Below are 11,721 nucleotides of genomic sequence, written 5' to 3' on the forward strand. Positions count from 1 at the left end.
GATCGGGGCAGTCAAAGGAGATTCCTATGTACGATCTGATTCTGCGTCGGGCGCGACTGCCGGATGAACGTCTGATCGATATCGCCATACTCGACGGAAAAATAGCCGCCGTGGGTGAGGTAACCGGTAGGGCCAGAGTGGAACAAACCCTGGCGGCGAACTGCTATCTCAGTGCGGGCTGGATCGACTCCCACGTACACTGCTATGAAAAATCGCCCATCTACCACGATCATCCCGACCGGATTGGCGTGGAAAGCGGCGTCACCTGTGTTGTCGATGCAGGCAGTACAGGTGCAGACGACATTGATGATTTCAGACAGCGCACGCAAGCGGTCACCACCCAGGTTTTTGCGCTGCTGAATATCGCCCGCACCGGCATCGTTACCCAAAATGAACTGGCGGACATGACGCAGATTGATCGCCCGGCGATTGCCGACGCGGTAAGACGTCATCCCGATTTTATCGTCGGGCTTAAAGCCCGGATGAGCAGCAGCGTAGTGGGCGAAAACGGCATTCAGCCGCTGGTGCTGGCGAAGGCGATTCAGCAGGAAAATGGCAACCTGTCCCTGATGGTGCACATTGGTAACAATCCCCCCAACCTCGATGAAATCGCCGCGTTGCTGACCTCCGGCGACATCATCACGCACTGCTACAACGGCAAGCCAAACCGCATCCTGACGCCCGAAGGGCAACTGCGTGCAGCGGTAAAACAGGCCCTGGCAAGGGACGTGCGGCTTGATGTTGGCCACGGCAGTGCCAGCTTCAGCTTTGAGGTGGCGCGCGCGGCGATTGCCCAAGGCATTCTGCCTGACACCATCAGTTCAGACATCTACTGCCGCAATCGTCTGAACGGACCGGTTTATACCCTGGCGCACGTGATGTCGAAATTTTTCAATGTAGGCATGACGCTGCCACAGATTATTGCCTGCGTAACGCATCAGGCGGCCAGCGGGCTGAGATTACGCAGCAAAGGTGCTATTGAGCCCGGACTTGATGCCGACTTTACCCTGTTTACCGTGGCGCACGAATCCGTGTCGTTTGTGGATGCGGAAGGGCTGGCGGAGCAGGGCGATCGCCAATTGATTCCTCTGGCGGCTATCGTCGCCGGTGAGTGCTGGATGACTGAAGAAGGGAAAAAACACAATGTCTTCACTGTATGAGAAATATGGCCTGAAGCAGGTCATTAATGCCTCTGGCCGCATGACCATTCTTGGCGTGTCTACACCGGCCAGCGACGTGGTTGATACGGTTAAATACGGCCTGGAGCACTATTTTGAAGTGAAGGACCTGGTTGATAAGACCGGGGCTTACATCGCTAATTTGCTGCAGGTGGAAAATGCGCTGGTGGTGTCCTGTGCTTCTGCGGGCATCGCCCAAAGCGTGGCTGCCGTCATTGTGAAAGATGACGACTGGCTGCTGGATAATTTACATAGCGCACCGCTGACCGTGCCGCACGACATCGTGGTGCCAAAAGGGCATAACGTGAATTACGGCGCGCCCGTTGGCAGCATGATTGCGCTGGGCGGCGGTCGGACGGTTGAGGCGGGTTACAGTAACGAGTGCTCGCCCCAGCAGCTTTCCGCCGCAGTCACCGCCCAGACGGCGGCCATTCTCTATGTGAAGTCCCATCACTGCGTACAAAAGAGCCACCTGAGCGTCGCGCAGGCCGCCGAGGTGGCACGTAAGCATGGCGTGCCGCTTATCGTGGATGCCGCCGCTGAGGAAGATCTGCAGTGCTATTACCGGGCGGGTGCCGATCTGGTTATTTACAGCGGGGCTAAAGCCATTGAAGGCCCCACCAGCGGCCTGGTTATCGGGAAACATCAGCTTGTCGAGTGGGTGAAGCGCCAGAGCAACGGCATTGGCCGCACCATGAAAGTGGGCAAAGAGGGGATTCTGGGACTGACCCAGGCCATTGAATCCTACCTGACCCTGCCGAAAACCACCGGCGCCCAGATGGTGGAAAAAATGACGCCTTTCATCAACAACCTTAACGGTCTGGATGGCGTCAGTGCGCGCGTTGTATGGGATGCCGCCGGGCGCGACATTGCCCGGGCAGAGATCAAATTCGATGAGACCACAATCGGGCATCAGACCGGCGATCTGGTGCAGGCGCTAAAAAACGGTGATATCGCCATTTACTTCCGTGGATACAAAGCCAATGAGGGCATTATTGAAGCCGACGTGCGCAGCGTCAGCGCTGAGCAGCTGCAGATTATTTTCACCCGCATTCAGGCGCTGTTAACAGGAGAAAAATAGCATGACGCTAACCCCCAATTTTTATCAGGATCGCCTGTGTCTTAACGTGCTGGCGGGTTCAAAAGAGAACGCGCGAGCCATCTGGCAGGCCGCAGAAGGCCACGTACTGGTCGGCGTGTTATCAAAAAACTACCCCAGCAACGAGGCCGCTATTGCGGATATGCGCGAGTACGCCGCGCTGATTGATAACGCGCTGTCCATCGGCCTGGGCGCGGGCGATCCCCGGCAGTCGCGAATGGTCAGCGAACTGGCCGCCGTACTACAGCCGCAACATGTTAATCAGGTGTTTACCGGCGTCGGCACCAGCCGTGCGCTGCTCGGTCAGTCACAAACGGTAGTCAACGGGCTGATTTCACCAACCGGCACGCCGGGCAAGGTGAAAATTTCCACCGGTCCCCTCAGTTCACAGAGCAGCGACGGAATTGTGCCCATTGATACCGCGATTGCGTTACTGAAGGACATGGGCGGCAGTTCCGTGAAGTATTTTCCAATGGGCGGTCTGGATACGGTGGACGAGTACCGCGCGGTGGCCGAAGCCTGTGCGAAACAGGATTTCTGGCTGGAGCCGACCGGCGGGATCGATCTGCAAAACGTTGGGCCGATCCTGCGTATTGCCCTGGACGCTGGCGTGAGCAAGATCATTCCCCACATATACAGTTCGATCATCGACAAAGCCAGTGGCGAAACCCGCGTGGAAGACGTGCGCCAACTGCTGGCCATCTGTAAAAGTCTGCTGGACTGAGCCCAGGCCTGTGCGCCACTTCAAGGACAGATTACGGGCGCGCAGGGCATAATAGACCTGCCGCCTGTTTTCCGGCAGTCTGACGTTTACTTTGTTCTTGTTAACCGCTGAAGCAGGTAACCCGACGTGAGATTCCCGAATCAGCGCCTTGCGCAACTGTTCGACGCATTGAAAAACGAAACGCTCCCCCAGGACGAACTGGCACGGCGGTTTGCGGTGTCCACGCGCACCGTACGCACGGATATTACCGCGCTCAACGCCATGCTGCAGCAGCACGGCGCGCAGTTTGTCCTGAATCGCGGTGCGGGCTACCAGCTTAAAATTATTGATGCGCTGCGCTTTAACGTGCTGCAGCAGCAGACGCGTGCGCCTCTGCGGGTGCCGCGCACCTCACACGACCGAATCCGCTACCTGCTGGTGCGTTTCCTCACCGCCGCCTATTCCCTGAAGCTGGAAACCCTGGCAGAGGAGTGGTTTGTCAGCCGTGCCACGCTGCAGAATGACATGGCCGACGTGCGCGAATGGCTCGGCCGTTATCAGTTGAGTATCGAAAGCAAACCCCATCACGGCATGAAGCTGTTTGGCAGTGAAGTGGCGATCCGCACCTGCTTAACCGATCTGCTGTTTGAGATCGATCAGGAGCAGCCTGACAGCCCGCTGATCGTGCCCGAATCGCTGGAAAGCGGCCTGCTGGAAACTCTTCAGCCGCTGCTGCAAAACGGCCTTGCCCAGCACAATATCCGCCTCAGTGATGAAGGCGAACGCTATTTGCGTTTTTACTGCGCGGTGGCGCTACGTCGCATCAATGAAGGCTATCCGCTGAGCGATCCGCAGGTGGAAGAGATCGGGGAGGACGTGCGCGAGTCTGCGCAGACGCTGATCCATGCGCTGCGGCCGCTTACCGTTAAACCGGTTTCTCCGGCGGAAGAGAGCTGGCTGCGGGTGAATATCGCCGCCCGACGCATTCAGGACGTTGCCCCCAGCGCCATTAATGCTGACGATGCGGAGGCGCTGGTTAACTACCTGCTCAGCTTTATTAACACTCACTACTATTACGATCTGCAGAACGATCCTCAACTCCGTGCCGATCTGCTTACCCATATTAAAACGATGATCACGCGCGTGCGTTATCAGATCCATATTCCTAACCCGTTATTAAGCAACATCAAGCAGCACTATCCAATGGCCTACGATGTGACGCTGGCGGCGGTGTCCAGTTGGGGAAAATATTCGCCCTATACGATTAGCGAAAATGAAATTGGTTTTCTGGTGCTTCATATCGGCGTCGGGCTGGAGCGCCATTATAACGTGGGTTACCAGCGTCGCCCTCAGGTACTGCTGGTGTGCGACAGCGGTACTTCGACGCTCCGCATGATCGAAGCCATGTTAATGCGCAACTATCCCCAGTTGCAGGTGACGCAGTGCCTGTCGCAGCGTGAATATGAGGCCCGCCAGCGCATCGAAGAAGATTTTGTGATTTCCACCACGCGGCTGAGTGAAAAAGAGAAACCGGTTGTCGTGGTCGCACCTTTCCCGACGGAATTTCAACGGGAGCAGATAGGCAAGCTGGTGCTGGTGGACCGCACCCGGCCCTATATGTTGGAGAAATTTTTTGATGCCCGCCATTTCTGCATCATCGATCGGCCGATGAGTCAGTCTGCGCTGTTTCGGCTGTTATGCGATCGGCTGGAGGCAGAAGGCGTGGTGGATAATGCGTTTTATGCTTCCGTTGAGGAGCGTGAAGCCATTGTCAGCACTATGCTGGGCGAAGGGATTGCGCTTCCGCATTCGCTGGGGCTGATGGCGAAAAAAACGGTGGTGTACACCGTGCTGGCCCCGCAGGGTATCCCCTGGGGCGAGGACACGGCTTACGTGATTTTCCTGCTGGCAATCAGCAAAAACGAGTATGAGGAAGCGATGGCTATCTATGACCTGTTCGTGACCTTTATGCGCGAGCGGGCGATGACGCGATTGCGCGACAGCAGTGACTTTGCCTGCTTTAAAAGCGTCGCGCTGGACTGTCTGAGCCGGCTGTAATCTTCAGGGATGGGCGCCCGGCGTCGGTGAGTTTTTCCGGGCCAGCAGGCGAGGAATTTCGCGCAGGCACCAGGCTTTTGCCTCACCCATGCTGTCACGCCGCCAGGCCATGATGATATCGACCTCACGCGAATACTCCGGGCTGACCACCCGCAAGCGGCCCTCTGCAATGTCCTGCTCCACCATGTTATAAGGCATGGTGGCGACCCCTAAACCGGCCAGGAGCGCGCGACGTTTGTCATCCATCGTACTGACGGTCAGGCGCTGTTGCTTGTCCAGCAGTTGCACGGTCAGAACCGGACGTTCGCGGGCCGTATCTGCCACGGCAATGCCGCGATATTTTACCCGGGTGACTTCTGAAAGCGGCTCGGGTTCGTTGTGTATTGGATGGTCAGGGCTGGCAACGTAAACGCTGATGATGCTGTAAAGTTTGCGGGTGTTTATTTCGGTCGAGGCGCGAAAATGCATATCCGGTGCAATGACAATATCAGCCCGCCCCTGTTCCAGTCTCTCCCAGGCGCCAGCCAGTACTTCTGTGATGATGGCGATCTGGGTATTGGCTTTGTCAGCCAGCTTCGTGACCAACGGAAACAGCGCATCGGTGGGCACTAACGCTTCCGTCACGATAGTCAGCTGGGTTTCCCAGCCGCGTGCCAGCGCCTCGGCATCGGTCGTGAGCTTGTCGGCAGCCTCCAGCAACACCCGACCGCGCTCCAGTAACATTCTTCCGACATTGGTGAACTTCGTTCGATGGCCCGAACGGTCAAACAGCACCACATCCAGCTCTTCTTCCAGTTTCTGCATGGTGTAGCTAAGCGCTGAGGGCACGCGGCCCAGTTCATCGGCGGCGGCGGCAAAGCTGCCGCGGCGATCGATAGCATCCATCACACGTAAAGCTTCAAGGGTTAACGCACGGTCTTTGGCCATCCCGGTTCTCTGTCAGGAAATTTGAATATGCACGGCAGATTAACTGGCTAACAATCCGGCGTCCAGACTTTTACCATAAAGGCATATTTCCCGTCGTCGATTCTTGCCGACGGATGCTGGAGGTACATAATGATTACGACACGCAGTGCATCCGCTTGTGGTCAGGCCGATTACGGTTGGTTACAGGCGCGCTACAGCTTCTCTTTTGGCCACTATTTCGATCCCAAATTAATGGGTTATGCCTCCTTACGCGTTTTGAATCAGGAAGTCCTGGCACCCGGCGCGGCGTTTCAGCCGCGCACCTATCCTCAGGTGGATGTGCTGAATATCGTTTTACAGGGTGAGGCGGAATACCGGGACAGCGAGGGTAATCACATCAGCGTGCGTGAAGGTGAGGCGTTGCTGCTCTCCGCTCAGCCCGGCGTGAGCTACAGCGAACTTAATCCGAGTAAAGATCGCCCGTTAACCCGTATGCAGCTCTGGCTGGCGGCCTGCCCGGAACGTGAAAATCCCCGTATGCAGAAAATGACGTTGTCGGGCGGCATGCGTTCGCAACTGCTGGCCTCACCAGATGGCGGCGACAGCAGCCTGCAGTTGCGTCAGCAGGTCTGGATTCATCAGGTTGAGCTGGCGGCAGGCGAGCAGCATCTGGTGCCGCTTCAGGGCGCGCGCGCCTATCTGCAATCTATCCATGGCGCGTTTGAGGCCTCGGCCGGGGGCGCTCATCAGGAACAGCTGGGCTGTGGCGATGGCGCATTTTTGCAGGAAGAGCAACAGCTGTGGCTGTCAGCGAAAACCCCGACCCGCGCACTGGTGATCGATATTCCGGTCTGAGGCCTTCTCTCGTTACGCCGCCGCCAGCGGAGACAACCTCGGGCGGCGCGATAATGCTGGGCGGCAAGCCGGAAAGCGTTTGTTGGCTCTGACCCGGTCACGGCTAAACCCGCAATAAAAAAGCCGCAACCCAACAGGGTGCGGCTTTTCTGTCTGCGCCAGTAACAACCCGGACAGCTGTCCTGGGGTTAACTCAGCATTACTTCACCATGGTAAACGCGGTGGTGACGTGTTTCACGCCGCTGACCCGGCTGGCAATGTCCGCGGCGGCTTTGGCTTCTTCTGGCGTCACCAGGCCCAGCAGGAACACTTCACCGTTTTCCGTGGTGACTTTGACGCTTGATGATTTCACCTGATCGCTGCCCAACAGCTGCGAGCGAATCTTGGTGGTAATCCAGGTATCAGACGACGAGGTGCCAAGGCTGACTTTCGGCCCAATCCGAATCTCGTTATAGACTTCGGTTGCGCCATCAACGCCCATGGTGATCTGTTTCGCGCGGTTGGCAATCTCCTGACTCGGGGCCTGACCGGTTAGCAGGACTTTACCCTGATAGGCGGTAGCAATGACGCGAGCATCGGTTTTGATTTGCTGATCTTTTGCCAGCGCGTTGCTGACGCGTAATTCCAGCGTGCCGTCATCGACCTGCGTTCCGACAGAGCGGGGATCGGTGGCGGTTTTGGTCGCCACAGCGGCGCTACCGGCAACCACCGCGACGCAGCCCTGCAGCAGCATGGCGGTTAAAACAATGGCTATAGCGTTCAATGCTTTCATTGGTGCTCCTTCCGTCATTCCTGGTGGGGAAACAAGGTGTTATCAATCAGATCGCACAAACAGTTGAGTGTTAACATATGCATCTCCTGAATGCGAGCACTACGATGTGAAGGAATACGAATTTCCACATCCTGCGGTCCCAGCAATCCGGCTAATTCGCCCCCATCATAACCGGTAAGCGCAACGATAGTCATATCGCGCGTGACGGCGGCTTCGACGGCCTTCACGATGTCCCGTGTATTCCCGCGTGTAGAGATTGCCAGCAGAACGTCACCGGTTTGTCCCAGTGCACGCACCTGCTTAGCGTAAATTTCGTCATGCAGACGATCGTTACTGATCGCCGTCAGCATGACGTTGTCCGCACTTAAGGCCAGCGCGGGCAGGCTGGGGCGTTCGGTTTCAAAGCGGTTGATCATGCTGGCGGCAAAGTGCTGAGCATTGGCGGATGATGCACCATTACCACAGCTCAGTATTTTGTTACCGTTGAGAAGCGACTGCACCATTGTCATTGCTGCACGCGAAATGGCATCGGGTAACGCCTCTGCAGCAGCGATTTGAGTTTGAATACTTTCGGTAAAACACGCTTTAATTCTTTCCTGCACACGACCACCTGGTTCTAAACGTCTGCATTAAAGGCATTCGGCAACCATTCAAGCGCCGTGCCGGTAATGGCAATGATGTCGAAACGGCAATTCACTGTTTCAAAACTGCCGCCGCGTTGCGCCAGCCACAGAGAGGCGGCACGCAGCAGCTTGTGTTGTTTCTGTCGGGTAATACTGGCCAGACTGCCGCCGAAGCGTGCGTTACGCCGGTAACGCACTTCGACGAACACCCAACACTGGTTGTCTCGCATTATCAGGTCTAGTTCCCCTGCGCGATAGTAAACATTGCTGGCGACCCATGTTAACCCCGCCCGCTCAAGATAGCGGCGGGCGAGTTGTTCGTGCTCGGCACCCGTACGGCGGCGGTTTAGCTGGCCGGTACGATGTTGCCCTGGCGATACTGGTTCCATGTCAACTTCCTGTTGATCACACAATCAGCGGTGGCGCTCAGCTTGCCGGTATTGCCGTCGAGCGAGAAGCCCGGCACCTGACGCATCTGGTTAAAGTGGTTAGCCAGCGTCCACGCATCAATCCCCATTGCGTACAGACGCACCAGCGAGTAATCGTTATTGAACGACTTCGCGGCCTGCTGCATCAACGCCGGATTTGCGCCGGAAAGCAGGGGGATATCGCTGAACTGCAGCCCTTCCATTTCCAGACGGAAATCCGGCCCTGCGCCCGCCTGCGCGCTGCGCGAACTGGCGTAGAGCGCAACGTTGCTGCGGCTACCGGTGCGCATGCTGATCATCGGTTTGATCAGTTGCAGTTCATCCTGAGTCGAGACGATATAAGCGGCATCAATGGCTCCGCCACTGCTGGCGGCCGGGGCGCTGGTTTGCGGTGCCGGAATGTTCAGGCCCGCAACGGAAACGCTTTGCGGCTGAGAAGACGAGGGCATAACCACGGGCGTACCGCTCATGCTGATGCCTGCACCGCTATTGATGCCCTGCTTGAGTTCTGAAACAGAACCAAAGCGCTGCTGGAGCACGGTGCCGCCGCCCAGTGACTGCCACTCTTTCGTAAAGGCCGCCGTTACGCGATCGCCCAAGCCGTTGCGAGGCACTAACAGCAGCGGCTGGCGTTTGCCCTGGTCCCAGATATGATGCGCCGCATCGCGCGCTTCATCTTCAGGCGACAGCGCAAAATAGCACATATTCGGATGGTTCTGGATTTGCTCTGGCTCGTTCAGCGCCAGGACATTCAGCGGTGTCTGGCTGTTCGCGACCGTTTCAACGTTGTTTTTCAACAGCGGTCCAACAACGAGCGTGGCACCATCCTGTTGGGCCTGCTGCATCACCTGCGCGATGGGCTGACTGCTGGTGTCGTAAACCTTCACCTGCGCATTGCTGGCGGGTTCGGCGGCCGGCTGTTGCTGAGGCTGCTGTTGCGTCGTTGCCGGTTGCTGCGCCGTGCCGCTCTGCTGCGCAGCCGCCGGGTTAGCTGACGGGCTGACGACCGCATTCGCATCCGCAGGCTGCTGCTGATTTATCGCGATAGGATCCTGGGCGCTGCCCGGCATCGCCTGAGGCGCGGTAGCGAGGGTGCCGTTCTTCGCGTCGTTAAAGCCTTTCTGGATAGCGCTGGCGAACATCTGAGCCTGACCGTTCAGCGGCAGCAGCAGCGCGATAGTGCTGGTGGACGCTTTGGTAAAGTTTTGCACCTGGCTCAACTGGGTCGGTAAGGTTTTTGCAGCAGGGTTATCGGGATAGCGCGTCTGCCAGTCTTTAATGGCTGACTTCAGCATGTTGGCATCCTGCGCGTTGGCATGCCACGCCGTGAGCAGATCCAGCCAGCCCTGCAGAATGTTTTCGTCGGCATTGATCACCAGCGAATTCATATCCTGCTGCGACAGCTGGGTCAGCGCCTGCCAGGTGGCATCGATATTCTGCTGGCGTTCATCGCCTTTCAGCAACGGCTCCTGAGCAATATAGGCGCGGAGCAGGGCCAGCGAAGTTTTACCCTGTGCGCTGGCAATCTGTAAACCGTAGTAGCGCGCCAGCTGATCCTGAGACAGCTCGCTGGTTTTCACCTGACTCAATATTGGTTGAGCATCGGCAATCTTTTGCTGAGCAACCAGAGACTGGGCTTTCAGCAGCAGTAATTCTTGCTGCTGTTTATCAGAAAGCTGATTAGGCAGTTCGCCGATCGCCTGAGCAGCCTGCGGATATTTTCCTTCTTTCAACAGGGCGCGGATTGCGAGTAATTGCCAGTCGGTCTTGCTATCATCGCTGCTTTGCTGCACCTGCTGCAGATAGTAGGCGGAATTATTAGTAACGGGTGCCTGGATGTCTACGGACTGGCTTTTCGGGCCCTGGCCACTACACGCGGCTAAAATCAGACCAGCAAGAAGGACAGGCACAAAGCGTCCTGCTTTATGACGAACGATTTTTGAAGGAAGCATACTGTATCCAGTGATGTTTTTTTCAAGATGCTCAATATTAAATCGGCAATTCGGATGAAACAATGAAACAACTCGATCGGGCAGACATTTCCGCCAGCACGCTCTACATCGTGCCAACCCCAATAGGTAATTTGGCTGACATTACCCAGCGGGCGCTAGCGGTACTTTCCAGCGTCGATCTGGTCGCAGCGGAAGATACACGTCATACCGGACTGTTGCTACAACATTTCGCCATCAATGCGCGACTCTTCGCACTTCATGACCACAACGAACAGCAGAAAGCAGAAATCCTGCTAACCAGGCTGCAACAGGGAGAAAGCATAGCTCTGGTTTCCGATGCTGGCACGCCATTGATCAACGATCCGGGTTATCACCTGGTTCGCCGCTGCCGTGAGGCCGGTATTCGCATCGTTCCTTTACCGGGTGCCTGCGCAGCGATAACAGCATTAAGCGCAGCGGGATTGCCGTCTGATCGTTTCTGTTACGAAGGATTTCTACCCGCCAAAACAAAGGCGCGGTGTGATGCGCTTCGGGCGCTGGCCGAGGAGCCGCGTACCTTAATCTTTTACGAATCCACGCACCGTTTGCTGGACAGCCTGCAGGATATGGTCACGGAGTTGGGGGCTGGCCGTTACGTCGTGCTGGCGCGCGAATTAACCAAAACCTGGGAAAACCTGAATGGCGCACCGGTGGGGGAACTCCTGGCCTGGGTGAAAGAGGATGAAAATCGCCGTAAAGGTGAGATGGTGCTCATCGTTGAAGGCCATCATCCTGACGAAGAGGCATTACCCGCAGATGCACTGCGCACGCTGGCATTGTTGCAGCAGGAACTGCCGTTGAAAAAGGCGGCGGCGCTCACGGCTGAGATACACGGTGTGAAAAAGAATGCGCTCTATAAACATGCGCTTGAGCAGCAGGCCTGAGCCTGTTGAGTTGCCTGCGCGCCGGGCGTGACAGCGCGGGCTAAACCCTCTATAATGCGCGCCGAAGCTGACCAGACAGTCGCCGCTTCGTCGTCGTCCTTCTCTGAAGGAGACGGGCGGAGGGGAGGAAAGTCCGGGCTCCATAGGGCAGGGTGCCAGGTAACGCCTGGGGGGGAAACCCACGACCAGTGCAACAGAGAGCAAACCGCCGATGGCCCAGTAAT

General features: G+C 56.9%; 11 protein-coding genes. 6 read left to right on the forward strand and 5 right to left on the reverse strand.

Going from position 1 to position 11,721, the window contains the following annotated elements; all coding sequences use genetic code 11:
* Nucleotides 1-26 precede the first annotated feature (26 nt).
* The 4 genes from AAIE03_RS20630 (at nucleotide 27) to AAIE03_RS20645 (ending at nucleotide 5,038) form a co-directional block, all read left to right on the forward strand.
* Nucleotides 27-1,160: an amidohydrolase/deacetylase family metallohydrolase gene (locus tag AAIE03_RS20630; RefSeq protein ID WP_498563157.1), complete on the forward strand. Its 1,134-nt coding sequence runs from the start codon at nucleotides 27-29 to the stop codon at nucleotides 1,158-1,160.
* Nucleotides 1,144-2,259 carry a DgaE family pyridoxal phosphate-dependent ammonia lyase gene (locus tag AAIE03_RS20635; RefSeq protein WP_024471127.1) on the forward strand — a complete coding sequence of 372 codons (1,116 nt, stop codon included), beginning with the start codon at nucleotides 1,144-1,146 and terminating at the stop codon, nucleotides 2,257-2,259. Before AAIE03_RS20630 ends, AAIE03_RS20635 begins: the two co-directional genes overlap by 17 nt.
* Before the next feature lies 1 nt (nucleotide 2,260).
* Nucleotides 2,261-3,001, forward strand: a complete 741-nt coding sequence (dagF, locus tag AAIE03_RS20640) for a 2-dehydro-3-deoxy-phosphogluconate aldolase (RefSeq protein WP_013027350.1) — start codon at nucleotides 2,261-2,263, stop codon at nucleotides 2,999-3,001.
* A gap of 126 nt (nucleotides 3,002-3,127) precedes the next feature.
* The gene (locus tag AAIE03_RS20645) at nucleotides 3,128-5,038 is read left to right on the forward strand and encodes a BglG family transcription antiterminator (RefSeq protein ID WP_019104891.1); all 1,911 of its coding nucleotides are present in this window, start codon (nucleotides 3,128-3,130) and stop codon (nucleotides 5,036-5,038) included.
* A gap of 3 nt (nucleotides 5,039-5,041) precedes the next feature.
* On the opposite strand, the gene AAIE03_RS20650 is transcribed toward AAIE03_RS20645, so the two are convergent.
* Nucleotides 5,042-5,965 carry a LysR family transcriptional regulator gene (locus tag AAIE03_RS20650; RefSeq protein WP_013027348.1) on the reverse strand — a complete coding sequence of 308 codons (924 nt, stop codon included), beginning with the start codon at nucleotides 5,963-5,965 and terminating at the stop codon, nucleotides 5,042-5,044.
* Between the two features lie 129 nt (nucleotides 5,966-6,094).
* Between AAIE03_RS20650 and AAIE03_RS20655 the strand changes: the two genes are divergently transcribed.
* Complete coding sequence (locus AAIE03_RS20655) at nucleotides 6,095-6,799, forward strand: pirin family protein (protein WP_013027347.1); 705 nt, start codon at nucleotides 6,095-6,097, stop codon at nucleotides 6,797-6,799.
* 199 nt (nucleotides 6,800-6,998) lie between these two features.
* Here the strand turns inward: AAIE03_RS20655 and dolP are convergent, their stop codons facing one another.
* The 4 genes from dolP to AAIE03_RS20675 are packed head-to-tail and all read right to left on the reverse strand — an operon-like array spanning nucleotide 6,999 to nucleotide 10,574.
* Nucleotides 6,999-7,571: a division/outer membrane stress-associated lipid-binding lipoprotein gene (gene dolP, locus AAIE03_RS20660; protein ID WP_014604927.1), complete on the reverse strand. Its 573-nt coding sequence runs from the start codon at nucleotides 7,569-7,571 to the stop codon at nucleotides 6,999-7,001.
* A 14-nt stretch (nucleotides 7,572-7,585) separates the two neighbouring features.
* Nucleotides 7,586-8,173 (reverse strand): DnaA initiator-associating protein DiaA, encoded by a 588-nt coding sequence (diaA, locus tag AAIE03_RS20665; protein ID WP_013027345.1) that lies wholly within the window; start codon nucleotides 8,171-8,173, stop codon nucleotides 7,586-7,588.
* Nucleotides 8,174-8,187: 14 nt separating this feature from the next.
* A complete protein-coding gene (locus AAIE03_RS20670; protein ID WP_014604928.1) occupies nucleotides 8,188-8,583 on the reverse strand; it encodes a YraN family protein in 396 nt (131 codons plus the stop codon).
* Nucleotides 8,541-10,574: a penicillin-binding protein activator gene (locus AAIE03_RS20675; protein WP_072139071.1), complete on the reverse strand. Its 2,034-nt coding sequence runs from the start codon at nucleotides 10,572-10,574 to the stop codon at nucleotides 8,541-8,543. The genes AAIE03_RS20670 and AAIE03_RS20675 overlap by 43 nt, the downstream gene beginning before the upstream one ends.
* 62 nt (nucleotides 10,575-10,636) lie before the next feature.
* Between AAIE03_RS20675 and rsmI the strand changes: the two genes are divergently transcribed.
* The gene (gene rsmI / locus AAIE03_RS20680) at nucleotides 10,637-11,497 is read left to right on the forward strand and encodes a 16S rRNA (cytidine(1402)-2'-O)-methyltransferase (RefSeq protein WP_014594693.1); all 861 of its coding nucleotides are present in this window, start codon (nucleotides 10,637-10,639) and stop codon (nucleotides 11,495-11,497) included.
* Nucleotides 11,498-11,721: the final 224 nt, after the last annotated feature.

The sequence above is a fragment of the Pantoea sp. Ae19-2 genome, from assembly GCF_059801205.1.